Annotated in this window: 26 protein-coding genes; 14 read left to right on the top strand and 12 right to left on the bottom strand. The window is 69.7% G+C overall.

Translation table 11 applies throughout. The features are described from left to right. Positions 1 to 110 precede the first annotated feature (110 nt). Entirely contained in the window at positions 111 to 716 is a 606-nt protein-coding gene (locus tag HL652_RS20015; protein WP_171706931.1) for a TetR/AcrR family transcriptional regulator, read from the bottom strand. A gap of 125 nt (positions 717 to 841) precedes the next feature. Between HL652_RS20015 and HL652_RS20010 the strand changes: the two genes are divergently transcribed. The 8 genes from HL652_RS20010 to HL652_RS19975 all read left to right on the top strand — a co-directional run bounded on the left by HL652_RS20010 (position 842) and on the right by HL652_RS19975 (position 8,983). Beyond that, positions 842 to 2,206 carry an NAD-dependent succinate-semialdehyde dehydrogenase gene (locus HL652_RS20010; RefSeq protein WP_171706930.1) on the top strand — a complete coding sequence of 455 codons (1,365 nt, stop codon included), beginning with the start codon at positions 842 to 844 and terminating at the stop codon, positions 2,204 to 2,206. A gap of 63 nt (positions 2,207 to 2,269) precedes the next feature. Next, positions 2,270 to 2,455, top strand: a complete 186-nt coding sequence (locus HL652_RS20005) for a hypothetical protein (RefSeq protein ID WP_171706929.1) — start codon at positions 2,270 to 2,272, stop codon at positions 2,453 to 2,455. Between the two features lie 7 nt (positions 2,456 to 2,462). Continuing rightward, on the top strand, positions 2,463 to 3,311 hold the full coding sequence (locus tag HL652_RS20000; RefSeq protein WP_171706928.1) for a hypothetical protein: 849 nt from the start codon (positions 2,463 to 2,465) through the stop codon (positions 3,309 to 3,311). A gap of 181 nt (positions 3,312 to 3,492) precedes the next feature. Next, complete coding sequence (locus tag HL652_RS19995) at positions 3,493 to 4,926, top strand: aldehyde dehydrogenase family protein (protein WP_171706927.1); 1,434 nt, start codon at positions 3,493 to 3,495, stop codon at positions 4,924 to 4,926. A gap of 112 nt (positions 4,927 to 5,038) precedes the next feature. Then, positions 5,039 to 6,325 carry an ABC transporter substrate-binding protein gene (locus HL652_RS19990; protein WP_171706926.1) on the top strand — a complete coding sequence of 429 codons (1,287 nt, stop codon included), beginning with the start codon at positions 5,039 to 5,041 and terminating at the stop codon, positions 6,323 to 6,325. After that, positions 6,313 to 7,218: a carbohydrate ABC transporter permease gene (locus HL652_RS19985; protein ID WP_171706925.1), complete on the top strand. Its 906-nt coding sequence runs from the start codon at positions 6,313 to 6,315 to the stop codon at positions 7,216 to 7,218. The genes HL652_RS19990 and HL652_RS19985 overlap by 13 nt, the downstream gene beginning before the upstream one ends. A 5-nt stretch (positions 7,219 to 7,223) precedes the next feature. After that, positions 7,224 to 8,060 carry a carbohydrate ABC transporter permease gene (locus HL652_RS19980; RefSeq protein WP_171706924.1) on the top strand — a complete coding sequence of 279 codons (837 nt, stop codon included), beginning with the start codon at positions 7,224 to 7,226 and terminating at the stop codon, positions 8,058 to 8,060. Further along, complete coding sequence (locus HL652_RS19975) at positions 8,057 to 8,983, top strand: hypothetical protein (protein ID WP_171706923.1); 927 nt, start codon at positions 8,057 to 8,059, stop codon at positions 8,981 to 8,983. Before HL652_RS19980 ends, HL652_RS19975 begins: the two co-directional genes overlap by 4 nt. 3 nt (positions 8,984 to 8,986) lie before the next feature. Here HL652_RS19975 and HL652_RS19970 read toward each other — a convergent pair whose 3' ends face one another. Genes HL652_RS19970 through HL652_RS19950 form a run of 5 tightly spaced genes read right to left on the bottom strand, consistent with a single transcriptional unit; the run spans position 8,987 to position 13,886 of the window. Next, the gene (locus tag HL652_RS19970) at positions 8,987 to 9,739 is read right to left on the bottom strand and encodes a helix-turn-helix domain-containing protein (RefSeq protein ID WP_171706922.1); all 753 of its coding nucleotides are present in this window, start codon (positions 9,737 to 9,739) and stop codon (positions 8,987 to 8,989) included. A gap of 38 nt (positions 9,740 to 9,777) precedes the next feature. Next, complete coding sequence (locus HL652_RS19965; RefSeq protein ID WP_216603952.1) at positions 9,778 to 10,590, bottom strand: hypothetical protein; 813 nt, start codon at positions 10,588 to 10,590, stop codon at positions 9,778 to 9,780. Next, entirely contained in the window at positions 10,587 to 11,852 is a 1,266-nt protein-coding gene (locus tag HL652_RS19960; protein ID WP_171706921.1) for an acyl-CoA dehydrogenase family protein, read from the bottom strand. Before HL652_RS19960 ends, HL652_RS19965 begins: the two co-directional genes overlap by 4 nt. A gap of 5 nt (positions 11,853 to 11,857) precedes the next feature. Beyond that, a complete protein-coding gene (locus tag HL652_RS19955; RefSeq protein WP_216603951.1) occupies positions 11,858 to 12,808 on the bottom strand; it encodes an SDR family oxidoreductase in 951 nt (316 codons plus the stop codon). Further along, entirely contained in the window at positions 12,777 to 13,886 is a 1,110-nt protein-coding gene (locus tag HL652_RS19950; RefSeq protein ID WP_171706920.1) for an LLM class flavin-dependent oxidoreductase, read from the bottom strand. The genes HL652_RS19955 and HL652_RS19950 overlap by 32 nt, the downstream gene beginning before the upstream one ends. A gap of 76 nt (positions 13,887 to 13,962) precedes the next feature. Between HL652_RS19950 and HL652_RS21565 the strand changes: the two genes are divergently transcribed. Both HL652_RS21565 and HL652_RS19940 read left to right on the top strand, forming a co-directional pair. After that, positions 13,963 to 15,558 carry an SDR family NAD(P)-dependent oxidoreductase gene (locus HL652_RS21565; RefSeq protein WP_216603950.1) on the top strand — a complete coding sequence of 532 codons (1,596 nt, stop codon included), beginning with the start codon at positions 13,963 to 13,965 and terminating at the stop codon, positions 15,556 to 15,558. A gap of 49 nt (positions 15,559 to 15,607) precedes the next feature. After that, positions 15,608 to 16,105: a flavin reductase family protein gene (locus tag HL652_RS19940; protein WP_171706919.1), complete on the top strand. Its 498-nt coding sequence runs from the start codon at positions 15,608 to 15,610 to the stop codon at positions 16,103 to 16,105. 74 nt (positions 16,106 to 16,179) lie between these two features. Here the strand turns inward: HL652_RS19940 and HL652_RS19935 are convergent, their stop codons facing one another. From HL652_RS19935 to pcaH, 6 genes are all read right to left on the bottom strand, one after another. Beyond that, the gene (locus HL652_RS19935) at positions 16,180 to 17,100 is read right to left on the bottom strand and encodes an alpha/beta hydrolase (RefSeq protein ID WP_171706918.1); all 921 of its coding nucleotides are present in this window, start codon (positions 17,098 to 17,100) and stop codon (positions 16,180 to 16,182) included. Between the two features lie 61 nt (positions 17,101 to 17,161). Continuing rightward, positions 17,162 to 17,563 (bottom strand): 4-carboxymuconolactone decarboxylase, encoded by a 402-nt coding sequence (gene pcaC, locus HL652_RS19930; protein ID WP_171706917.1) that lies wholly within the window; start codon positions 17,561 to 17,563, stop codon positions 17,162 to 17,164. After that, the gene (locus tag HL652_RS19925; protein ID WP_171706916.1) at positions 17,560 to 18,339 is read right to left on the bottom strand and encodes an alpha/beta fold hydrolase; all 780 of its coding nucleotides are present in this window, start codon (positions 18,337 to 18,339) and stop codon (positions 17,560 to 17,562) included. The genes pcaC and HL652_RS19925 overlap by 4 nt, the downstream gene beginning before the upstream one ends. After that, positions 18,336 to 19,673 (bottom strand): lyase family protein, encoded by a 1,338-nt coding sequence (locus HL652_RS19920; protein WP_171706915.1) that lies wholly within the window; start codon positions 19,671 to 19,673, stop codon positions 18,336 to 18,338. Before HL652_RS19920 ends, HL652_RS19925 begins: the two co-directional genes overlap by 4 nt. Then, positions 19,663 to 20,223, bottom strand: coding sequence for a protocatechuate 3,4-dioxygenase subunit alpha (gene pcaG, locus HL652_RS19915; protein WP_171706914.1), 561 nt, complete (start codon positions 20,221 to 20,223; stop codon positions 19,663 to 19,665). The genes HL652_RS19920 and pcaG overlap by 11 nt, the downstream gene beginning before the upstream one ends. Before the next feature lie 2 nt (positions 20,224 to 20,225). Beyond that, complete coding sequence (gene pcaH, locus HL652_RS19910; RefSeq protein ID WP_253743502.1) at positions 20,226 to 21,041, bottom strand: protocatechuate 3,4-dioxygenase subunit beta; 816 nt, start codon at positions 21,039 to 21,041, stop codon at positions 20,226 to 20,228. A 115-nt stretch (positions 21,042 to 21,156) separates the two neighbouring features. On the opposite strand from pcaH, the gene HL652_RS19905 reads away from it, so the two are divergent. The 4 genes from HL652_RS19905 (at position 21,157) to HL652_RS19890 (ending at position 24,993) form a co-directional block, all read left to right on the top strand. Further along, positions 21,157 to 21,909: an IclR family transcriptional regulator gene (locus HL652_RS19905; RefSeq protein WP_171706912.1), complete on the top strand. Its 753-nt coding sequence runs from the start codon at positions 21,157 to 21,159 to the stop codon at positions 21,907 to 21,909. Between the two features lie 86 nt (positions 21,910 to 21,995). Then, a complete protein-coding gene (locus HL652_RS19900) occupies positions 21,996 to 23,177 on the top strand; it encodes a 4-hydroxybenzoate 3-monooxygenase (RefSeq protein WP_171706911.1) in 1,182 nt (393 codons plus the stop codon). Positions 23,178 to 23,276: 99 nt separating this feature from the next. Next, positions 23,277 to 24,734: a benzaldehyde dehydrogenase gene (locus HL652_RS19895; protein WP_171706910.1), complete on the top strand. Its 1,458-nt coding sequence runs from the start codon at positions 23,277 to 23,279 to the stop codon at positions 24,732 to 24,734. A 34-nt stretch (positions 24,735 to 24,768) separates the two neighbouring features. Continuing rightward, entirely contained in the window at positions 24,769 to 24,993 is a 225-nt protein-coding gene (locus HL652_RS19890; protein ID WP_171706909.1) for a DUF3237 family protein, read from the top strand. Positions 24,994 to 25,113: the final 120 nt, after the last annotated feature.

The following is a 25,113-nucleotide window of genomic DNA, read 5'->3' as shown; positions in this document are numbered from 1 at the left end:
GTCGTCTGACCGGCTGTGGAGCGACCATAATATGAAATTATTGCCGAGCGCAAGAACAAGTTCCGGAGGTGTGAACCGGATGCTCCGGCGGGCAGGGTGGGCCCGCCGCGTCAGCGGGTCGCGCCGAACAGCGCGAGCGCCACGTTCACGGTGCGCTCCTCGAACGCGCCGACGTCGGCCTCGACGACACCGGTGGCGACCTCGAGCTCGTAGCCGTCGAAATACGCCAGCAGAGCGCGCACAGCGTCGTTCGGATCGAGCGCGGGCCGGAAGGAGCCGTCGGCGATGCCTGCCGTGAGGATGTCGAGGAAGTGCCGATGCCACGCGTCGTAGACCGCGCGGTAGCGATCGCGCAGGTGGTCGTGGCGCATCGCGGCGCGCGCGAACTCCACCCACAGCACGCTCACCTCGCGCAGCTCCGGGCGCAACGCGACCTTGCCGATGGAGGCGACGATGCGGTCGCGGGCCGTGCGGTCGGCGAAGGCGTCGTCCCATCGCGAGATGAGCTTGTCGTTGCCGAAAGTGATGGCCTGGTCGACGAGTTCGTCGCGCGACTCGAAGTAGTGCTGGAGCAGGCCGACCGAGACACCGGCCTCCTTGCTGACATCGCGGAGGCGGACGGCGTCGTACCCCTGTCGCGCGATGCAGCGGACGGTGGCGGCGAGGATGGATTCCCGCCGATCCGTGGCCAGGTCGGTGACCGCTGTATCCGCCATCCTGACGCCTTTCCCTCGCGTGCATGCCCCGACCCTCATCCTACGAGGCACATCCTCACCACCCGGCGGGCGATCTCACCCAATAATGTTGTATTATTGGCCAACTTGACCGCGAAGGAGCCGCGATGTACGCCGTGACCGACCCCAGCACCGGACAGACCCTGGCGGAGTATCCGCTCCTCGACGACGAGACACTGGAGGCCCACATCACCGGCGGCCGGGCCGTCCAGCGCGAGTGGGCGGGCTCCACGACCCCGGCCGACCGGGCCGCGCTCCTCCGGCGCGTGGCCGAGTTGCACCGCGAACGGCGCGACGAACTCGCCCGCATCATCACCCGCGAGATGGGAAAGCCGACCGATCAGGCACTCGGCGAGGTCGACTTCAGCGCCACGATCTACGAGTACTACGCCGACCAGGGCCCGGCCATGCTGACCGACGAGACCATCGAGCTTCCCGCGGGGTCGGGTGCAGCGACCATCCAGCAGGCGCCGGTCGGCGTGCTGCTCGGCATCATGCCCTGGAACTACCCCTACTATCAGGTGGCCCGCTTCGCCGGCCCGAACCTGGTCGCCGGCAACACGATCCTGCTGAAGCACGCGGAGCAGTGCCCGGAGTCGTCGGCGGCCATCGAGCGCATCTTCCTCGACGCAGGATTCCCCGAGGGGGCCTACCGCAACATCTACGCCGACCACTGGCAGATCGCAGCCGTCATCGCGCATCCCGCCGTGGCGGGCGTCTCGCTCACCGGGTCGGAGCGGGCCGGTGCGGCAGTGGCCGAGATCGCGGGGCGTCACCTCAAGAAGGTCGTGCTGGAGCTCGGCGGATCGGACCCGTTCCTCGTGCTGTCGACCGACGACCTGCCGGCCACCGTCGACGCGGCCGTGAGCGCTCGGTTCGCCAACGCCGGCCAGGCGTGCAACGCCGCGAAGCGCTTCATCGTGATCGACGAGCTGTTCGACGAGTTCCGTGATCTCTTCGTGGCCGCCGTCTCGAAGCTGAACCCCGCCGACCCCCGGGTTCCCGGAACCGTGCTCGGCCCCCTCAGCTCGGTCTCGGCCGCGCGCACACTCGAGAACCAGGTGTCCCAGGCGGAGGAGCAGGGCGCGACCGTGATCCGCGGTGGCGCGTCGAACGGGACCTTCGCCGCACCCGTGGTGCTGCTCGACGTGCCGCGCGACTCGGAGGCGTACCGCGAAGAACTGTTCGGCCCGGCCGCCATGCTGTTCCGCGCCGCCTCCGAAGACGACGCCGTGCGCATCGCCAACGACACCCCCTACGGCCTCGGCTCGTACGTCTACACGCGCGACGCGGAGCAGGCCGAGCGGGTGGCGCGCGGCCTCGACGTCGGCATGGTGTTCGTCAACGCCGTCGGCGCGGAACGTGCCGACATCCCCTTCGGCGGGGTCAAGCGCTCCGGCTTCGGTCGCGAACTCGGCCGCGACGGCATCCGCGAGTTCGTGAACCGCAAGCTCGTGCGCACCCTCAGCTGACCGGTCTCACCACCCAGGCCCGGCATCACCGGCCGATGCGGGGAGCCGCCCCTCGCGCCAGACTTGAGCATCGCGAGGGACGGGGCGACGATGGCGGGCACGGCGGAGAGCACGCAGGCGCCGGCATCCACCGGGCGGCCCTGGTCGCGACAGAGGATCGTCGTGACGAGCGTGGTCGGGGGTGTGCTCCTGCTCGCGGTGGTGGCCTGGATCGTGTACAGCGAGCGAGGCGCCCAGGGATGCGGGTGACCACGTCGTGCTCGACAGCGAGGTCATCGAGACGGCTTCTGCCGCATCGACCGAGCGACTCGTCGTGGGTGAGCTGCGAACGGACGGCGACGACGCCGGCGTCGCGGTAGGCGACATGGTAGACATCGACGCGCAGTACAGCGTCGCCGGGGTCGACAGCCGAGCCACCCTGCGGGTCGAGCGCCTCGCCGACACCTGGTACGGCTTCCCGCGGTGGCGGGTGATCGACCCGCTCCTCGTGCCGCTGCGGGTCGAGACCAACCTGCCGGAGATCGGGGCGGCGACCATCGCATCCGCCCCCGTCGACGTCAGCGGCCCGCGCATCGACGACGCGCCGCAGCGGGCGACGCTGCTCTACCCCGGTGTCTACACACTGGCGGCCGCTCAGAGCGAGTTCGTCACGGCCGACGACCTCGAGCTGATCGTCGCGGGCGGCACCGCCGTGAGCTCGTCGTCGGACGTCTTCGGCGACGCTGTGGACGGTGCCCTTCTGTACTCGGCGACGGAGGCGCTCGAGACGCAGGTGACGGAGGAGGCCGAGGCGTTCATCGCCTCGTGCTTCGCCTCCCTGCCCGAGGTGGGCGAGAACTGCCCGACCTCGCTCCGCCTGCGCGCCGACTTCGCCCGAGACGTCGCCGTCTCCGAGCTGCCCGCACTGGAGGGCATCGCCACGTACCAGGTCGACTACGTCGACGGCGTGGCCGCCGAGCCGCCCCTCCGGGCGACCTTCACGCCCGGCCGCTTCTCGTACACCGCCGACGACACCGGCGACGTCGACACGACACGCTTCTCGCTCTTCGCGTGGATCAGCCCGACCGCCGACGACGTCATCATCGAGTTCCGCTCGGGGTTGTAGGGCTGGCAGCGGTCTCATTCCGCGCCGAACTCGTCGTACTGCGTTGTGAGCGCAGTCGGGCCTGCAGAGTTCGTCGTCGTAACGCTGGCCTTGCGAGCCGGTGAGGCGGCATGATCATCGCTAAGTCACCTTCAATCCCACATGGTGATAATCAATGATGATTAAGCGCTCAGGAGTTCAAATGCCCCTCAACCCGTTCACCGCCGAGCCGGCCCGGCAGTACATCGACGGGGAATGGCGCGAGATCGGTCCCCTGGAGGAGTCGCTCAATCCCGCGACCGACGAGACGCTCGGGCAGTTCCACGACGGCGGCCTCGACGCCGCGAACGAGGCGATCGCCGCGGCGCACACCGCGTTCACCACGACCTCCTGGCGCACCGACCGCGAACAGCGCGCACGCGCCCTCTGGGATCTGTCGCTGACGCTCGAGCGCAACCTCGACCGCATCGCCCGCGCCATCACGCTCGAGAACGGCAAGCCCCTCGCGCAGGCCCAGTTCGAGCTCAGCATCGCCGCCCCGAAGCTGCGCTACTTCGCCGGCCAGGCGCTCACCGACCTGGGCACGGCCGCCGAGACGCCGTCGGGCTTCTCCATCCTGTCGCGGGAGCCGATCGGTGTCGCCGGCGTGATCGTGCCGTGGAACTCGCCCGGCATCCTGTCCATCCGCTCCATCGCTCCGGCACTCGCCGCCGGATGCACGGTCGCCGTGAAGATGCCCGCCCAGACCGCGCTCACCAACGCCCTCATCGCCGGACTGTTCGCCGAGACGGCGTCGCTGCCCGCCGGCGTCGTCAACTTCTTCACCGAGTCGGGCGACGAGGGTGCCAAGGCCCTGGTCGCCGACCGCCGGGTGGGCGTGATCAGCTACACCGGCAGTTCGGCGGTGGGCGCCCGGATCATGGCTGCCGCGGCCCCCCAGCTCAAGCGTGTCTCGCTCGAGCTCGGCGGCAAGACGCCGATGATCGTCTTCGACGACGCCGACTTCGACGCCGTCGTGCCGACGCTCACGGCGGCCGTCACGACGTTCGCCGGGCAGTTCTGCATGACGGGCAGCCGCGTGCTCGCCCACTCCTCTGTCGCCGACGAGCTCCGCGAACGCCTCGCCACCTCGCTCCGCAGCGTGCAGGTCGGGCCCGGCATCGACCCCGACACCCAGATGGGCCCGCTGATCGACCACGCCTCGGTCGACCGGGTGAGCCGGATGGTCGGCGAGAGCGGAGGCGAGGTCATCCTCGCGGGCGGCCCCACCGAGGGGCGCGGCGCCTTCTACCGTCCCGCGCTGATCGGCGTGACCGATCTCGACTCCCGCCTCGTGCAGGACGAGGTGTTCGGGCCGGTCGCGACCTTCGAGACCTTCGACAGCGACGAGGAGGCGGTGTTCCGAGCCAACGCGACCGACTACGGCCTCGCGGCCTCCGTCTGGACACGCGACGGCGCCCGATCGCTGCGCGTGTCGCAGGCCATCGAGGCCGGCACCGTCTGGACCAACGCGTGGGCGCAGATCTTCGACCAGTTCGAAGAGGGCGGCTACAAGAAGAGCGGCCTCGGCCGCCTCAACGGGCCCGGCGGCCTCGCCGAGTTCCAGGAAGTCAAGCACATCTACCGATCCGTATAGTCCCGCACCACCCGTCCCGCACCACCCGTCCCGCACCACCAGGAAGACCCGCTCCACCACCCATCCACCTCACCTCGTACCCTCGAGGCTCGACAATGTTGTCAGGAGAGACATGTCACAGCGTCAACGGTTCCGCCGCCCTCTGCTCGTCATCGGCATCGGAGCGGTCTCCGCTCTCATGCTGGCCGGCTGCTCCACCGCCGAACCCTCGGGCGGGGGTGACGCGACAGGGAGCGACGTCACCCTGACGTTCGCCTACCCGAAGGCCGGCTCCACCACCCCGTGGGAGACGATGGCGGAGAAGTACAGCGAGGAGACCGGCGTCAAGGTCGAGGTCGAGCCGATCTACATCGACGGCTACGACTCGGCCATCAACACCAGGCTCCAGGGCGGCAACGCCCCCGACCTCTTCCTCACCGAGCCGGGCACCGGCCCGAAGGGACTCGTCAGCCTCGGCGACGCCGGTCTGCTCGGCGAGGTGAGCGGGGCGGCAGCCGACCTCATCAACCCCGACGAGAGTGCGGCCTACGGCTCCGACGGCAAGGCGTACGGCATGCCCGTGTTCAACGCCCCGAGGGCAGCGGTGGTCTTCGACGGCAACCTCGAGAAAGCCGGCGTCGAGTGGCCCCAGACCGTCTCGGAGATGCTGCAGAGTTGCCCCACGGCGAAGTCGAACGGCTACGCCTTCACGCTCGGCCAGTTCGGCTCCTCCTTCACCGCAGACGGCCAGGCGATCCTGATCGCCGCGAGCTCGGTCTACGCGAACGACCCCGACTGGGATGCCAAGCGCGCGGCCGGCGACGTCACCTTCTCCGACACCGAGGGCTGGCGCTACGCCATCCAGACCCTGTCCGACATGTATCAGGCGGGCTGCTACCAAGACGGAGCCGAGGCCGCCCAGGGCGAGTTCTGGACGGGTGTCGCCGCCGGCGAGACACCCTCGGTGCTCTCGCTCACGACGGGCGAGGCCGACATCTGGAAAGACCTGTCGGGCCTGCTCCCCAACGAGACCACCTCGGTGTACCCCTTCCCCGGCGAGACCGCCGACGACGTGAGGGTCGTCAACTCCGTGAAGTTCACCCTCTCGACCGCCGCGGCGAACGCGAACAACGCTGTCGCCCAGGATTACCTCGAGTGGCTCGCCCAGCCCGAGAACCTGCAGCAGATCGCCGACATCACCGGCACGGTGCCCGCGGGCGATCTGAACGCCGACTCGCTGGAGGGCGTGTACGAGCCCATCAAGTCGCTGGTCGCCGACGGCAAGGTCATCTCCGAGCCCGGCCTCACCTGGCCGAACGGCGTGCTGGCGGCCATGCAGGAGGATGTGCCCGGGCTGTTCACCGGTCAGAAGACGGTCGATCAGGTGCTCGCCGACATGGATGCGGCGTGGAGCAAGTAACGACGTCGCCGGCGTCAGGCCGGGGCCGCCCACTCCTCTCCTTCGGGAGGTGGTGGTGGGCGGCTCCAGCGATCCTCGCCGTGCTGCTGGTGCAGTACGCCGCGACGTTCGCCGGCACCTTCTTCGCCTTCACCGACTACACCGGCATCGGTTCGTTCGATCTGGTCGGGTTCGACAACTTCGTCGCCATCTTCCAAGACCCCGCGGTCGTGGGAGTGATCGGCAACACCCTGCTCTACGCTCTCGCACAGATGGTCGGCACGACGGTTCTCGGCCTCCTCTTCGCCCTCGCGCTCAACCGCGGCCTGAAGTCGCGCTACGTGCTCAGGGCGATCATCTTCCTGCCGATCGCGCTCAGCCCGCTCGCCGTCTCCTACGTCTGGAAGTTCATCTTCGAGTACGACGGCCTGCTCAACCAGGTGCTGGCCGCGGTCGGCCTCGCCGATCTCCAGCGCACCTGGCTCGGCGACCCCGAGACGGCGATCTGGACGGTCGTGGTCGTCATCGTCTGGCAGGGGGTCGGCATCTCGATGGTGATCTTCCTCGCCGGCCTCGCCGGCGTTCCGCCGGAGCTCGAGGAGGCTGCGTCGCTCGACCGGGCGAACCTGTGGCAGCGGTTCCGCTACGTCACGCTGCCGGCGCTGCGCCCCTCCGTGACGGTGGCGACCATGCTGTCGCTCATTTTCGGCCTCCGCCTGTTCGACCCGATCCTCGCCATGACGGGCGGCGGCCCGGTGAGCTCGAGCAAGAACCTGGCGCTCCTGGTGTACCAGGAGGCCTTCACACAGGGCCACTTCGGCTACGGCGCCGCGCTGTCGCTCATCCTGACCGTGATCATCCTCATCTTCGCGATCATCCAGCAATTCATCACGCGAGAGCGCTCCGGAGGGTAGCACCGATGTTCACGTACACTCCCCTGACCTTCGTGCGGGAAATCGTCATGATCCTCGTCACCGCCGTGTTCGCCCTGCCGCTGTACATCCTGCTAGTGGGCTCGATGAAAACCACCGACGAGTTCCGCAGCACGTCGCCGCTGGCCCTGCCGACCGATCCCCAGTGGTCGAACTTCGTCGAGGTGCTCACCACCACCGGGCGCAACAGTGTGGTCGCCGGGTTCGTGAACAGCGTGGTGCTCACGGTCGGCAGCCTCGCCATCGTCATTCTGCTCGGGTCGTTCTGCGCCTACGTGATCGTGCGCTCGACGAGGCGTTGGGCCAAGGCCTCGTTCTATCTCTTCCTCGTCGCCATCATCCTGCCGACGCAGCTCGGCGTCGTTCCTCTGTACGTCGGCGCCCGCGCCCTCGGGTTGACCGGCACGCTGATCGGCCTGATCCTCATCTATTCGGGGATGTTCCTGCCGCTGTGCGTCTTCCTCTATGCCTCGTTCTTCCGCGGCCACCCCCGCGACTACGAGGAGGCCGCGGCCATCGACGGAGCGGGGCCCTTCCGCACCTACTGGCACTCGGTCCTGCCGTTGATGGCCCCGGTGACCGGCACCGTCGCCATCCTCGCCGGTGTGGCGATCTGGAACGACTTCTTCACGCCGCTGATCTTCCTCGGCGGATCGAACTTCCCGACGCTGCCGGTCGTGATGTACCAGTACGTCGGCAACCTGGTCGCCGAGTGGAACAAGATCTTCGCGGTCGTCGTCATCGCCTTCATCCCGGTGATGATCTTCTTCATCTTCTCGCAACGCCGCCTCATGCAGGGCTTCTCGGGCGGGGTCAAGAGTTGACGCGGGAGTGGCTGCGACAGCAGGGCGACGCGTATCTCACCGCCCTGCTCGACGGTTCGCCGGCCGCTGTCGCCCGCGACTCCGGCGCGCGGATGACCGAGAACACCGTCGCCATCCCGTTCGGGGAGGGCATTCTGTGGCGCGGGCTGACGACGGCACCCGAGAACTTCCGGGTCGATGTGATCGACCCGGTCTCGAATCAACTGGTGATCGGTGGCCTCGCCGACGTGCGCGGTCGACCGTTCCTGGTCGGCATCCGGCTGCGGTTCCGGAACGAGCGGCTCATCGAGGCGGAGCACCTGCTCACCGACCTCATCCAGCCCGCCGCCTGGCCGAACCTCGCGTCACCGCGGCCGGCCCTCGGGCGTGACGTGCCCGCCGAGCTCCGCAACGATCGCACCGAGCTGCAGCTGATCGCCGACTCCTACTTCGACGCGCTGACGAGCGAGGACAGCGGCCGCGCTCCCTTCGCCGACGACTGCGTGCGGCACGAGACAGGACTGCGCACCACGGGCAACGAGACACCGCCCCAGCTGCTGCTCCCTCAGAACACCCCCGCCGACGACCGGGCGAGGATGCAGATCCTCATGGACGGGATGAGCGTGCGGTCTCCGGCCGATCAGATCGACTCCGGCCTCTTCGCCGATCTGCAGAAGGTGTGGCCGAGGAGGCCGATCGTCATCGACGAGCAGAAGGGGCTGGTGGCCTGCTTCCCGCTGTTCATCCAGAACGGCGATGTGCGCGCTTCACCGCTCGTCGGCTACCCGGGGGTGGACCGCCTTCCGAGCCCGCTGCCGTTCTCGACGCAGTGGCTGGAGATCTTCAAGATCTACTCCGGCCAGATCCACGAGATCGAGGCGCCGGTGTTCATCCCGCTCAGCTACGGGTCGGGGAACGGGTGGGACGAGGGCTCGGGCCTGTGAGGGTCAGCGCGAGGCGGAGTTGAGGGCCTCGCGGGCGATCGTGTCGGCGGCGGCTGTCAGCAGCCGGGCCGCCCGCTCGATGACCGCGGCGTCGTCGTCGTGGCTGAACAGGGCGATGGTGAGGCTCCCGGCGATGCCGAAGTCGGCCCTCTTCAGCGGCACCGACACGTAGACGATGCCGTCGTCTTCCCCGCCGACGTCGGCCGCGTAGCCGTTCGCCCTGATCGCGCGCATCGCCCGCTTCATCTCGAGCCACTCGTCGTCGCTCCCCCCGGTCGCGCGGAAGATCGAGCGCACCATGCGCACCTCGGCGAAGGAGTGGATGGCGAGCGCCGGCGCCCCGGCGAAGGGCGGAGCCAGCTTGCCGCGGTCATAGGGGCCCTCGGGGAAGGGCGACGACCCGAGGCGGTGCTCGTGCATGGTCATCAGGTAGTCGCGGTGGATGCGGCTGATGAACAGCATCCCGGGCTCGGAGTACTGCGCCGCGATCTCCAGGATGCCCGGCTCGGTCGCCCGGATGAGCGGATCCGAGGTGCGCAGCTGCCGATCGAAGTGCACGATGCCGGGCCCCAGCAGATACCGCCCGGCGCGCACGCTGAAGATCAGGCCGGCAGCGCTGAGGCTGCGGAAGTACCGGTACACGGTGCTCTCCGACTGGCCGAGCACCGCGCAGGCCTCCTCGACCGTCCACTCCGGTTTCTCGGGCGTGAACAGGTCCATCACCGACAGCATCCGGTCGGAACTCGTCGTGCTCATCCTGCTCTGCTCGTCCGATCTGCTGCTGGCGCGCCGCCCTACCACGGAGTCGTCGAGCCCAGAGGGAGGATCTCGCGAACCTCGTCGATGATGCGGAGCTCGCCGTCCACCACCTTGAAAACCCCCAGCATATACATCGAGCCCGCGTCGGGGCGCGGATGATCGGGGATCGGGTGGAAATCGACGACGACGAAGCTCGCCGCCACTCCGAGCTCGGTGTCGAGCACGGGGAAGCGACGTTCGCGGGCCCGCGGTCGGGCGGCACGGGTGTCGTTCAGGGCCGACGCGGGAGTGTGCACCTTGCCGTCGGGCGAGAGCAGGGTGCGCAGGGTGTTCGTCGTCTTCGCGCCGTTGTCGTACTTGTCGCAGCGATAGTTGAACCGAGGGATGCTGCCGTCACTCTGCTCCAGACCCTCCCAATAGCGGTCGGCGGCCTCGCGCAGACCGTCGCGATCGGAGCGCCGAGCCCGGGGCACCACCGCGCTGTAGAGGATGTCGGGCTTCAGCAGCTGCTCCACCTCGGCGAAATGGCCGTTGCCGTCGGTACTGACGATCGCCTCCGCCTCGAGGAGCTCGCCGTCGACCACGCGGATGCGCTGCGCGAACGGGCGCGGCTCACCGCCGACGAACGCCACCCCCATGCAGACGGCCTCGCCGGTCTCGGGGTCGGCGAAACCCTGGATGCCCTCGAAGCGAGGGCGCTGCGCCCACAGCCCGGTGCCCGGTGCCGTCGCGGCACCGTTCTCGGTGGAGCGGAAGCCCTCGGCGAGGCCGAGCGCCTCGGGCGAGCCCGAGGCGACGGCGCCGAGGTAGTCGAACAACCGCTGGAGCAGTTCTTCGCGCCCTGTCACGAGATGCCCACGGCGGGGTGGCCGAAGTGCGTGCGCCCGTAGTTCAGTGCGGCGCTGTCGGACTGGTGGGCGAGGTGCCCGCGCAGCACCCCGACGTTGCGCCAGTAGCGCCCGAGCATCGAGTCGCGTTTCGACGCCGACGAGCCGACGGTGCGGAAGATGATGTCGACCGCATCGTTCGCGAGATGGATGCTCTGCAGCACGACCAGGGTCAACCGCCGGGCGTCGTCGTCAGAACAGGGAACACCCGTGCGACGGGTCGTCTCGGCGACCTCCATGTAGTCGGCGGCGGTCTGCAGCAGTGCCGCGCGGGCGGTGTCGACGAGGGCGCGGCAGCGACCGAAGTTGAGCTGGTACTCGGCGAGCTCGTCGCGGGGCGCCCCCGAGGGCCCTGACTTCCGCGCGAGGAAGGTCTCCTCGTAGAGGTCGAGCGCCCCCTCGGCCGCCCCCACGATGACGGCGGCCGACTCCATCACGACGAACGGGCGCGAGGGGCCGTAGAAGACGGGGCTGTCGTCGTACACGGCCCGGTCGAGCGTCGGCGAGACCACGGGGAACGCCTTCGTGCGGTGGTCGGGCACGAAGACGTCGTCGACCACGACGCGGTTCGACCCCGTGCCCTGCATGCCGATGACGTCCCAGTTGTGCACGATCTCGTAGTCGTCGCGGTCGAACAACCCCATCCGCAGTCCACCGCCCCCGGCAGCACCGTCGGGCACCACGAAGGCGAGCAGGATGTGGGTGGCGTGCGCACTTCCCGAGGCGTAGTCCCAGGCTCCGGTCACCCGGTACCCGCCCGGAACCACCACTCCGCGCCCCTGCGGAGCGGCGACCTCGGGGGCACGGAACTCTCCGTGCCCCCCGTAGGCCTCGCGCTGCGCCTCCAGCGGGAAGGTCGCGAGCTGGTGCACGTGACCGAGCACGAGGGAGAGCACCCACGCGGTCTCAGGGCAGCCCCGGGCGACCTCGGCGGCCAGCCGCACGTAGGTGGGCAGGTCGAAGCCGTAGCCGCCGAAGGCGCGGGGCTGGATGACGCGGTAGAAGCCCGACGAGACGAGCAGGTCGTTGGTGGCCTCGGAGATGTTGCCGGCCGCCTCGGTCTCGGCCTGACGCTCGCGCAGGAGCCCACGCAGCTCGCGCGCTCGGGCGACGAGGGCCGCGGGCGTGAGCTCCGGCTCCGGCGGCGCCAGGGCCTCGGTCGGCTCCAGGCTCTCCGGCGGCGCCAGCGTGATGTCGTCCGTGACACCGGATGATGAAGTCATCGGGATCAACTCCGTTCAGCGCCGCCGCGGGTGAGGGCGTCGACGGCTTCCAGGGCCGCGGCGGTCTGCGCGCGGCGTGCGTTCTCGAGCATCAGCCGACCCGGATCGATCTCCTGGGGTGGCGGGGAGGCCGCGAGGATCGACTCGAAGTGCTCCGCCAGCTCGTCGCGGAACTCGGAGTGGCTGATGATGTACCCGCGGTTGTGGATGATGCCCTCCACAACGGCTTCGCCCACCTCGCGCGGGTGCATCCCGGAGTCTTTCGGTGGAGCGACCGGCCCGCCGTTCGGCGGCGGCTGGGCGGCACCGGACTTGAAGCGCGGATGCCTGTTGTCCTCCGACTGCAGGATGCGGCTCTGGGTGAGACCGGGGTAGAGCACCGACACACCGATGCCCCGCGGGGCGAGCGACAGCCGCAGCGAGTCGCTCATCCCGCGCACCGCGAACTTCGACGCGGCGTAGATGTAGTTGTCGGCGGTGGGGAGCAGGCCAGCCATCGACGAGGTGGTGACGATGTGCCCTTCACCTCGGCGGAGCATCAGGGGAAGGAACTCCATCACACCGTTGATGGGCCCCCACAGGTTGACCGAGAGCACCCACTCCCAGTCGGCGTAGGTGACCGAGTCGACCGAGGGGTTCGCCCCGACACCGGCGTTGTTGACCAGGATGTCGCAGCCCCCGAAGAGGTCGAGCATGCGTTGCGCGGCGTCGTGCATCGCGTCGCGGTCGATCACGTCCACCGCGAGGGTGAGCACGTCGGGGTGGTGGCCGAGGCGCGCCCGCGCCTCGGCCAGGTGGTCGGCTCGGAGATCGGCGATCATCACCTTCACGCCACGCGCGAGGAGGGCTTCGACGATGCCGAAGCCGATCCCGCTGGCGCCACCCGTGACGAATGCCGTCTTGCCGGCGAGGTCTTTCACGGTCTCAGACGGTCTGGAGCGTACGGGTCGCACCATCGAGGGTACTCTCCGACGGCCAGCTCTTCAGCTCGGGCAGGCACTTCTCGGCGAACAGGCGCATGTTGCGCTCCGCCTCCTCGCGCGGCATGCCGCCGAAGTGGAAGTGCGGGAAGAAGCCCTGCAGGTTGAGGTCGTTGTTGATGCGCTCGAGCTGCTCGAGCACCTCGGTCGGGTTGCCCGCGGGCATCACACCGGCCGTGACCTCGGCCATCTCGTCGATCTTCGAGGGCTCGATGCGCATCTTCTTGTAGAACTCGTTGCCCTTGGTGGTGCCGAAGCTCTCGTCGGCCATGCCGTAGTTGTTCACCGCGGCGCGGAAGTTCACACGGTGGTACTGGCGCGACAGCTCCTGAGCCCGGTCGCTGCTCTCGTCGACGAAGATCGTGCCGGAGAGCATCGGGGCGGGGGCGATGCGGGTGTCGCCGTGGGTCTCGGCCCAGACCTGGTTGTAGGTGTCGGTGTCGACGCCCAGGTTCGCGCGGGGCTCGGGGTTGATGATCATGATGCCCATGCCGAGCTCGGCGACGGTGCGCACCGACTCCGGCGATCCGGCCGAGCCGAAGACCCGGCCCTCGAAGCTGCGGAAGGGACGGGGGCGGAGTTCGCGCCGGGGCTGCTGGGTGATCTCGCCGCCTTCGATCACACCGGTCTCGAGCGCGTTGATGATCATCTCGGCGTACTCGCGGTAGAGCTGCCTGGTCTGGTTGATGTCGACGCGCAACCCGTCGTACTCCATCTTGCCGAGGCCGCGACCGAAGCCGAGCACCAGCCGCCCCTCGGTGACGTTGTCGAGCCAGAGCGCCTGCTCGGCCACGCGCACCGGGTCGTTCCAGGGGAGCACGATCACCTGGGTGCCGAGCTTGACCGACTTCGTGCGCCCGGCGAGGTAGGCGAGCGTCTGCAGCGGAGAGGGCGAGATCGAGTAGTTCGAGAAGTGGTGCTCGGTCACCCAGATCGACTCGAAGCCGAGCTCTTCGGCCTCGATGGCCATCTCGAGATCCTGCTTGATGAATCGGGTGTCGTTGACCGACTCCGCACTCTGGTGCTGGAATCCGGTCGCATAACCTACGTGCATTGTCTTCTCCTCGTGATCGGCGATGATCGTGTGCGCTCCTTCCGAACGCTGGAATGCGACACTACACTGTCAAATTGTGACAATCAATGACGTTTATACATCTGCCCTGATTTTCGTCGAACCGACGGGTGCGACCGAGATCGGCACGGAGCTGGCCCGTCGCGGCGCCGGCATCCACTCCCTCTCCCGCCATGAGATCGACGCCGCAGCCGACGATCCGGGCTCGCTCGCAGCAACCCTCCCCGCCGAGGCTCAGTCCTCCTCGGCTCTGGTGGTCGCCGTGGCGCCTCAGCGGGCTGGCGCCGCCGCAACCGTCGACTGGGAGTCGGCGGTGCAGGCGCCGCTCCGCCGCGTCTTCACCGCCCTTCGCGGGGTGGTTCCCACGCTTTTGACGCGTGAGGGCGGCGGGCGGGTCGTCGTCGTGCTCCCGCTGGCGAGCCTGATCGCCGACCCGGGGCGAGCCGCCGACTCCGTGCTCGGCCGCAGCCTCATAGGGCTCACCGAGGGCCTCCGGGCAGAGCTCCTCGGCACCGGCGTGGCAGCGTGCCTGGTCTTGACCGGGCCCGACGACGACGCCCGTTCCATCGCAGAGCGCATCGGCGAGGCGCTCGAGACGGGCGCGTTCTACACACTGCCGCCGTCGACCACGGCCGCCCACATCGCCGCGGTGTTCGACCCGTGGCTCGAGGGGCTCGCCGCCACCCCGTCCGATCTCGCGCTCCCTCCACTCGGACCGATGGGTGAGGTCTACCGGGCGGAGCTCCGCGACGCCGTCGCAGACGGCCCCTCCACCACACCGGCGAGCCCCGACCGGGCGTTCGTCGACGAGCCCGCCCCCGCATCCGACGTCCTGACCCCCGGCAGAACGGCGATCGTCACGGGTGGCGCGAGCGGGATCGGGCTCGGCATCGCCGAAGCACTCCTCGACCGCGGCATGAATGTGGCGATCGCCGACGTGCGCGACGACCACATCGCCGAGGCGATGGAGCGACTGCGTCCGCACGGACGGCGCGCGATGGCCCTCCGCCTCGACGTGACCGACAAGACGGCCTGGCGTGACGGCGCGGCCGCGACGGTCGAGCGCTTCGGCAGCATCGACGTGCTCTGCCTGAACGCCGGGATCGGCGTTCTGGGAACCATCCTGCAGAGCACCCCCGCCGATTGGACCTGGCTGACCGCGGTGAATCTCGACGGCGTGACGAACGGCATCGAGATCGTGCTGCCCCTCCTGCGCGCGCAGGGCCGGGGCGGGAGCGTCGTCGCCACCTCGTCGGCCGGCGGGCTGATGGTCGCAGGTGACGGCGGAATCTACTCCGCCGCGAAGTACGGCGTAGTCGCCGTGATGGACTGCCTCCGGGCCGAGCTGGCCCCGGAGGGCATCGGCGTCACCACCCTGTGCCCCGCCGGCGTGAACACCAACATCCACGACCATGAGACGATGCGGCCGGCCGCCTTCAGCGCGAGCGGCGTGCGCGGCAGCGACGACGAGATGGCGGAGCGCCAGTCGATGGCGCGCGCGATGCTCTCCCAGGCAGCCGACCCCGCCTCGGTCGGTCGACGCGTGGCGGCTGCCGTCGAACGCGCTGACTCCGTGGTCTTCACCGACGGGGGGATCGCCCCCATCATCCGTCTCCGTCGCGACGCTATAAAAGCGGCTATTGCCTTATTGTGACAATTTGCGTATAAAAGAGCTATCCAGTTCTCGGGAAAGGACCGCAACGATGCCTATCGACCCCCAGATTTTCCGCACCATCATGGGCCACTACCCCACCGGCGTCTGCGTCGTGACGGCGATCACGCCCGAGGGCAAGGCCGTCGGCATGACCGTCGGCACCTTCACCTCGGTCTCGCTCGACCCGCCGCTCATCGGGTTCTTCCCCGACCGCCGCTCGACCAGCTGGCCGAGCATCGCCGCCGCAGGCCGCTTCTGCGTGAACGTGCTGGCCGACGACCAGGAGCACCTCGGCAAGCAGTTCGCCAGCCGCGTCGACGACAAGTTCGTCGACGTCGCCCACCGGCGGTCCGACTCGGGCCTGCCGCTGCTCGACGGGGCAGTCGCGTGGATCGAGTGCTCCCTCTATTCGGTGGGGGATGCCGGCGACCACCTCCTCGTCCTCGGCGAGGTCGAGGCCATGTCGGCCGAAGGCACAGTCTCGCCCCTGGTCTTCCACCAGGGCGCCTTCCGCCAGGTCGCGCTGCGGGTTCCGGCCGTGGCTTAGAGACCGACTCGGCTCGACACGATGCCCCGGTGTGCAGCTGCGCACCGGGGCATCGTCGTCTGCGGTTCAGCCGGTCAGGCCGCGGCCACCCGCTCGGCAAGGAAGGCGTCGATGCGGGCGTTCGCCTCGGCGGCCAGCGGATGCGGCCCTTCCGTGAAGGCGTGGTCGGCACCCGGGTAGAGGGCGAGTTCGGCCTCACCACCGGCCGCGAGCCATCGGTCGTGCAGGAAGAGGGAGTCATCGAGCATGGCGTCGAGGGTCCCCACGGTGAACAGAGCGGGCGGAAGGCCGCGCAGGTCGCCGTACAGCGGCGACAGGTCGGGCGTGCGGCGCAGGCTCGCGTCGGGCGCGTACGAGTCGACCAGCCGGGCGATGTCGCGTGCTTTGAGCACACCCGTCTGTGCCAGGGTCTGACTGGGGGTCATCGTCGAGTCGTAGACGCCGAAGCTGAGGGCGGCCCCCCGGAACGCCTCGGCGAGGCCGCGCTCGCGCAGGCGGAGCAGCGTCGCCACCGAGAGCAGGGCCCCGGCCGACTCCCCGGCGATCACCAGGGTGTCGCTGCCGAATTCCCGAGCCGCATTCTCGATCAGCCAGCGGGCCGCGCGTTCGCAGTCGTCCCACGCGGCGGGGTACGGATGCTCGGGAGCGAGTCGGTACTCGACGCTCACGCAGGTGAGGCCGGCGGCGCCGGCGATGCGCTCCAGCATGGGGTCTTGCTGCGAGGCACCGCCCAGTACGAAACCTCCGCCGTGGATGTGCAGCAGCACGCCTTTCGGTTCGGCGCTCGGCACCACGTGGAGCGACAGCCCGCTACCGATCTCGAGGTCGCGGGATCGGGGGGACGGGGGCGGCGTGGGCATGAAGTCGCCACTGCGGGCGGCCTCGAGCCCGATCTCGAAGATGCCGGGCAGATGGCCGAACTTCTCCGCGACTGCGGCGTTGAACGCAGCGACCTCGGGGCGGACGGCTTCGGCGGTGAAGAGGGTTCGGTCCATGCACCCATGTTATCGAAATATCGCGCCGGATACCTGCAAAACAGGACTCCGTACGCGACAATCAGGACGACTGGCTGAAGACTCGAGAGGCGATCCGGAACGCCACGTTGGCAGCGGGTACTCCCGAGTAGATGGCCGACTGGAGGATGACCTCGCCGATCTCGGCGACCGTGAGGCCGTTGCGCACCGCCGCCCGCAGGTGCATCGCGAGTTCCTCCTCGTGACCGTGCGCGATTAGCGAGGTGAGCACCGCGATCGAGCGGGAGCGGCGATCCAGACCCGGTCGCGACCACACGTCGCCCCACGCGGTGCGGGTGATGAAGTCCTGCCAGTCGGCGGTCAGCTCGGTGGTGGCCGCCGTGGCCCGGTCGACGTGCTCGTCGGAGAGCACGGCCCTGCGCACGGCCATCCCCTGCTCCCACCGTTCGGCGTCGCTGTGCCCTTCGCCGCCTGGTCGACTCATGAGACCGTCCCTTCCGTCGCCCGGCCGACGAAGTCGGCGATGATCGCGGCGGTCGCCTCGGGCTGCTCCGCCGGGGGCAGGTGGGCGGCACCCTCGATGACCGCGATGCGGCCGTGGGTCACCCCCGCGGCGATCTCCGCCGCTTTCGCCTCCGGCGCCACCCCGTCGTGACGACCCCACACGGCCATCACCGGGGCGGCGACCCGGCCGAGCCGGTCGCGCACGTCGTAGGCGGCGAGAGCCTCGCAGCAGAGGGCGTACGACTCGTCGTCGGCGTCTTGCAGGGCGTGCAGCAGCCGGCCCGTGAGATCGGGATGCCGGGCCACCGACTCCGGCGCGAACCATCGCCCGGCCGACGCCACGATCACGCTCGAGGTGCTCTGCGACCGCACCTGCGCGGCCCGGTCGTGCCACCCGGCCGGATCGCCGAGCTGGGCGCCCGAGGCGATGATGGCCGCGGCCCGAACCCGATCGGCGTGCCGCAGCAGCAGCTCGAGCCCGGTCGCTCCGCCCAGCGAGACGCCCGCGTAGAAAAAGGGGCCGTCGACGGCCGCGGCGACCGCGTCGGCGAGCTCGGCGACGGTGAACGGCGACGCCGCGGGAACCGAGTCGCCGTGCCCCGGGAGATCCCAGGCGACGAGGTGGAAGCGGTCGCGGAGCAGGGGCGCCGTGGTCTCCCAGAGGATTGTCGAGGTGCCGAGCGAGGGCCCGAGCACCAGCAACGGCAGATCGGATGCTCCGCCCAGGTCGCGGAGGGCGAGCGCGGGAAGGGTCACGAGAGTCGCTCCTTCGTGAAGGCGTCGATCTGGGAGTCGGCATCGCCGAGATAGGAACGGGGGTCGAGCAGGTCGTCGATGTCGAGCCCTGCGGCCTCGGGCAGTGCGAGGAGGAGCGCGCGGAGGTCTCCGCCCGCTGCCGCCTCGGTGACGACGGCGGCGACACGGTCGGCACCGATGACGGGGGTGAGCACGACGGAGAGGCGCTCCGCGAGCACGAGGCCGCCCGAGAGCCGGAGATTGCGCGTCACCGCCTCGGTGTCGACGCGCACGGCGCCGGCGAGCGCCGCGGCGTGCGCGGCGGCGCCGAGCGCGAGGCGCAGCAGCTCACGGAGGGTCGGCCATTCGGCGTGCCAGGCACCCGCCGGGCGTTCGTCTTCGGCGAGCGCGGCGCACAGGTGGAGCGTCGCGGCGAGCTGAGGTGCGCGCAGCGCAGCCGACCGGATGAGCACCGCCTGCACCGGGTTGCTCTTCTGCGGCATGGCCGACGACCCGCCGCCCTGCCCGAACGTCAGTTCGCCTAGTTCGGGGCGGGAGAGGGTGACGACGTCGCCGCCGAACTTGCCGAGCGCATCCGTCACCCCGGTCAGTGCGTCGGCGAGCTCGGTGACCGGCCACCGGTCGGTGTGCCAGACCGGGCCGGCGTCGTCGAGGCCGAGCAGCTCGGCGAACCGGGCGGGCAGCTTCTCGGCGCGGTCGCCGCCGAGTTCGACGAAGGCCGCGCGGGTGCCCGCGGCGCCACCGAGCTGGGCGGGGAGGGTCAGCGATCGGAGCCGCAAGCGCGCACGCCGGAGAGCGCTCCCCCACCTAGCGGCACGAAGACCGACGGTCACCGGCACCGCGTGCTGGCCGAGAGTGCGGCCGACCGCTACGACGTGACGGTGCCGATCGGCGAGCGCGGTCAAGGCCGCATCGACGGTCTCGAGCTCCCGCGCCACCTGTTCGACGGCCCGCCGAGCGAGGAGCATCACTGCCGTGTCGAGCACGTCTTGGCTGGTGGCACCCCGATGCACCCAGGTGCGATGCTCGGGGGCGACACTCCGTCGCAGCCGCTGAACGAGCGGGATCACCGGGTTGCCTCCGGCGACCGCCTCCCGGGCGAGCTCTGCGACATCGACACCCGCCACGCCCGACCGCTCGGTCCCGCCGCGGCCCCAGGCCGCGACGATCTGCTCGGCGTCGCTCGCCGGCAGCGCCCCGGCCGCCGCCCAGGCGCGCACCAGCGCTGCCTCGGCGGTCACCAGCGCCTCGAGCACGGCGGCGTCGCTCACCAGCTCGTCGTGCCCTGCGGCGACCGGCGAGAGGAGTGCACTGTCGAAGGCGTCAGAAGGCAAGGAACACCGTCTCCCGCTCGCCCTGCAGCCTGACGTCGTGATGCAGCCCGCCGCCGTCGGCGCGTTCCGCGATGAGCGTCGAGCGCTCCTCGGCGGTCAGGGAGGACAGGAACGGATCGGCGGCGAGCGCCTCGTCGCCCAACGGGAGGTAGATGCGGGTGTGCAGCTTGTGGGCGAGGCCCCTGGCGTAGACGACCGCTGCGAAGAAGGGCGCACCCTTGCCCACCGACCCGGGCTCCCGCGTGAAGAACTCGAAGTGCCCCTCCCCATCGGTGAAGGCTCGGCCGAAGCCGGTGAAGGTGTGGTCGTCACGTCGGAAGGCGCCGCGGGAGTGCGGCACCCGGCCGTCGGAGTCGGCCCCGAAGATCTCGACGAAGGCGTCGGGAACCGGGTCGCCGGCACCGTCGTAGACCGTTCCGCCGAGCAGCACGGTTCCGGGCGCGTGGGGGTGCGCCACCTGGTGCATCCTGTCGTATCCCACCCCGTAGGCGAAGAAGGGGCCGACGGTCTGGCCCGGGGTCGCCCGCAGGGTGCGTGGAGGCACTGCCATGATCACTCGCTCTCGTTCTCGTTCTCGAACCAGGTGGCGTCGGGGCCGTCGACGACGATGTCGAAGCGGTAGCCCGTCGCCCATTCTGGCGAGGTGAGCTCGTGATCGTACACTCCGATCAGGCTCTCCCGGTCTTTCTCCCGCCAGATGGTGTTGAAGATGGGGTCGAGGGCGAACAGGGGGTCGCCGGGGAAGTACATCTGGGTGACCAGCCGGTGGGTGAACGAGCTGCCGAAGACCGAGAAGTGGATGTGCGCGGGGCGCCAGGCGTTGACGTGGTTCTTCCACGGGTAGGGGCCCGGCTTGATCGTGGTGAAGAGGTACTCGCCCGCGTCGTCGGTGATGGCGCGGCCGGCTCCGGTGAAGTTCGGGTCGAGCGGCGCCGGGTGCTGGTCGCGCTGGTGGATGTAGCGGCCGGCGGAGTTGGCCTGCCAGATCTCCACCAGCTGGCCGCGCACGGGCCGGCCCCACGAGTCGGTGACCCGGCCGCGCACGGTGAGCCGCTCACCGAGCGGTTCGCCCGCGTGCTGCAGGGTGAGGTCGGACTCGATGGGGGCAACGTCGCGCTGCCCGAAGGCGGGCGAGAACAGCTCGATCGTCTCGGGGTCGACGAGCTTCGGGCTCTTCGTCGGGTGGCGCAGGATGCTGGAACGGTAGGGAGCGAAGTCGTACGCGGTCGTGGGCACGGCTTCTCCGGCTCGCTCGAGGCGGGCCAGCTGCTCCTGCCGTTCGACGATCTCGCAGCTGATCTCGTGCTGCGACGACAGCTCGGGCGCTGTCGGCGCGCTCGGCCGAGCCGCGGCGTGGGGTGCGTTCACGGTGTCTCCTTCGACGCCTGGGAGTGCGTGATCCCATGGTCGGGCACGCGCGATCACGGTGGTCGGGTTCTCTCGATGAATGGGAATCCAGCCCGGCGGAGTGCGATCATCGACCATGGCCAATTCCTCGACCGGCGACAGTGCGACCGAACGCCTGGTGCGCATCCTGGAGACCTTCACGCCGACGCGCACGGTGCAGACCGCCTCCGAGATCGGGCGTCGCGCCGGGCTGCCGAGCTCGTCGGCGCACCGCATCGTCTCCGAGCTGGTCGAGAACGGCGTGCTCGATCGCGACGACGACCGCCGCATCCGCGTCGGCATGCACCTGTGGGAGCTCGCCACGCGGTCGTCGCACGCGCTGCGGCTGCGTCAGGCAGCCATGCCGTTCATGGAGCGCGTGCAGTCCCGGGTGCGCGAGCACACCCAGCTGGCCATCCTCGAGCAAGACGAGGCCCTCTTCCTCGAGCGGCTGAGCAGCCCGCAGTCGGGCTCGAACATCACCCGGGTGGCCGGCCGGCTGCCGCTGCACGCCTCGAGCTCGGGTCTCGTGCTGCTCGCCTTCGGGCCCGCCGAGCTGCAGGAGCGTCTGCTCTCCTCGCGTCTGTCGCCCCTCACCAGGGCGACGCTCTCCGACCCCGAGGCGGTGCGGCGCAAGCTCGCCGAGGTGCGCAGTCTCGGCCACGCCATCGCGCCCGGGTACATCGAGGAGGTGTCGACCGGCATCGCGGTTCCCGTGCGCGACGAGACCGGCCAGGTCGTCGCGGCGCTGTCGGTGGTGCTGCCCCGCGAGGCGGAACCCGACTTCGCGGTTGTCGAGCTCCATCGGGCGGCTCGCGACATCGGCCGAGCACTCGGCTACCGATCCTGACGGCGATTCCCGATGATCGGGAATGAGGTGCCCGAACCGCCCTCCCCCCTCGCACAATGGCGCCACCGATCGTCGAAGGAGACGCCATGCCCCGAACCATCCGCACCCGAGTCGCCATCGTGGGCGCGGGCCCCGCGGGCCTGATCCTGTCGCAGCTGCTCGCCGACGCCGGCATCGACTCCGTCATCGTCGACGGCCGCTCGCGCGACGAGATCGAGTCGACCATCCGGGCGGGCATCCTCGAGCAGGGCACGGTCGATCTGCTGAAGTCGCTCGACCCCGACACCCGAGTCGACACCGTCGGGCACCGGCACGACGGCATCGAGCTCCGCTTCGGCACCGAGGGGCACCGCATCGACTTCCCCTCCCTGGTCGGCCGCAGCGTGTGGCTGTACCCGCAGCACGAGGTGCTGAAAGACCTGCTGGCCCTGCGCATCGCAGCGGGCCAGGACCTGCGGCTCGGCGTGACGGCGCACGGCGTCGATGTCTCCGACCCCGAGCATCCGGCCGTGCTGGTGACATCGGCCGACGGCGAGGAGCTGCGCCTGGAGGCCGACTTCGTCGTCGGTGCCGACGGCTCGCGCAGTGTCGTGCGGGCCACCGTGACGGGTTCGCAGACCGGCGGATACTTCCGTGAGTACCCGTTCGCCTGGTTCGGCATCCTGTGCGAGGCGCCGCCGAGCTCGGCCGAGCTCATCTACAGCAACGCCGACGAGGGGTTCGCGCTCATCAGTCAGCGCAGCCCCGAGGTGCAGCGCATGTACTTCCAGTGCGATCCGCTCGCCGACCCGACAGCGCCGAGCGACGCCGAGATCTGGGACACCCTGCAGGCCCGGGTGCCCGGCACGGAGTTGCACGAGGGGCCGATCATCCAGCGCGATGTGCTGCGCTTCCGCAGCTTCGTCGCCCACGAACTGCGCAAGGGCCGGGTCGCCCTGGTGGGCGACGCGGCGCACACGGTGCCGCCGACGGGGGCCAAGGGCATGAACCTCGCGATCGCCGACGTGGTGCTGCTGGCCGACGCACTCCGCGCACTCCTGACCGAGGGCGACGAGCGGCTCGTCGACGGCTACGCCGATCGTGCCCTGCAGCGCATCTGGAAGGCCCAGCACTTCTCCTGGTGGATGACGAGCATGCTGCACGTCAGCCCGCAGGACACCGACTTCGACCGTCGACGGCAGATCGGCGAACTCCGCACGGTGATCGAGTCGGAGGCGGGCAGGACCTACCTCGCCGAGGCCTACACCGGCTGGCCGCTCGCTCGCTGAGATATCGCTGCACACTCGAGGAGTCCGATTTTTCGAGACTAGAATCCTGATAAACAAAACAATCTGAAACCACACATCACACATTCAAGGAGGAATACGATGTCTCTTCTCACCGAGCACGACTGGAAGGGCTCCATCTTCACGGGCGAGTGGCACGGGGGCGGGGGCGGAACCCAGAGCGTCGTCGAACCCGCATCGGGCAGCACCCTCGCCGAGGTCGGTCTCGCCGACCCGCGAGACGTCGCCGACGCCGCGCGATCGGCCGCCGAGGCGCAGAAGGAGTGGGCGGCGACGATCCCTTCGGAGCGCGCCGCGGTGCTGCGCCGAGCCGGGATCCTGTTCCAGAAGCACGCCGACGAGGTGATCGACTGGGTCATCCGCGAAGCCGGGAGCATCCCGGCCAAGGCGGGGATCGAGGCGGCGAGCGCGGCCGAGGAGTGCTTCGAGGCGTCGGCCCTGCCCTCACACCCGCACGGGCAGGTGCTGCCCTCGAACGTCGACCACTGGTCGATCTCCCGGCGCCGGCCGGCCGGCGTCGTCGCGGTCATCTCCCCCTTCAACTTCCCCCTCGTGCTCTCGATCAGGTCGGTGGCCCCCGCGCTCGCGCTCGGCAACGCCGTGCTGCTGAAGCCCGACCCCCGCACCACCGTCTCGGGCGGCGTCATCATCGCGCGCATCTTCGAGGAGGCCGGGCTCCCGGCCGGTGTGCTCCAGCTGCTCCCCGGCGGAGCCGATGTCGGCGCCGCCCTCATCGAGGCCCCCGAGGTGCGGGTGATCTCGTTCACCGGGTCGACACCGGCGGGCCGCAAGGTGGGCGAGTCGGCGGCCCGCCACCTCAAGCGGGCGCACCTGGAGCTCGGCGGCAACAACGCGATGATCGTGCTGCCCGGCGCCGACGTCGCCAAGGCCGCCTCGGCCGGCGCCTTCGGGTCGTGGTTGCACCAGGGGCAGATCTGCATGACGACGGGGCGGCACCTGGTGCACGAGTCGCTCTACGAGGAGTACGTCGCACTGCTGGCCGAGAAGGCCTCGCACCTCCCGGTCGGCGACCCGGCGTCGGGCCAGGTGGCACTCGGGCCGATCATCGACTCCCGTCAGCTCGAGCGCATCGACGGCATCGTGCAGCGCACGGTCGCTCAGGGCGGCACGCTCGCCGCCGGCGGAACCCACGAGGGGCTGTTCTACAAGCCGACCGTGCTCTCGGGGCTCACCCCGGAGATGGAGGCCTGGTCGGAGGAGATCTTCGGGCCGGTCGCCCCGGTCATCCCGTTCAGCACCCTCGACGAAGCCGTCGACATCGTCAGCCGCAGCCCGTTCGCGCTCTCGCTCAGCATCCTGGGCGACGTCGGGCAGGCGATGACGCTCGCCGACCGGATCGACTCGGGCAAGATCCACATCAACGAGCAGACCGTCGCCGACGAGGCGAACGCCCCGTTCGGCGGTGCCGGAGACTCGGGAACCGGATCGCGCTTCGGCGGCGCGGAGGCCAACATCGAGGCCTTCACCGAGACGCAGTGGCTCACGGTGCGCTCGGAGATCGCACCGTACCCGTTCTAGCCCCCCGCGAACCTCGCGCCCTCTCTTGAGCGGCGTGATTCTCCCCGGCGGAGCGGACTGGAACCTGGTTCGCTCCGCCGGGGTGGTGCACCTCTGGGCGAGGTACACGCTCCAGATCGACTCAGGCCCCCTCGTCATGATCACCACCGAAGTGTGGGCAACCCAGGACGACGAGACGATGATGCGCGTCTTCTCGGGGCAGCCCGTCGATCGCGACGACTCGTACTGCCATACGCATCCCGTCATGCGCGTCACCTGAGGTCTTCGAGCTCTTGACGAAGCAGGACACCGGTCGTATTCTTCAAGAAACAAGACCCGTGGCCTGATATTCAGGACAATGGTTCCGACGGCGGTCACCGCCAGAGGTCGATGTCAACGA

It is taken from the genome of Herbiconiux sp. SALV-R1 (genome assembly GCF_013113715.1).
Lineage (GTDB): Bacteria > Actinomycetota > Actinomycetes > Actinomycetales > Microbacteriaceae > Herbiconiux.
Note: the sequence above shows the minus strand (reverse complement) of the source record. Positions and strands in the feature narration are given on the sequence as shown.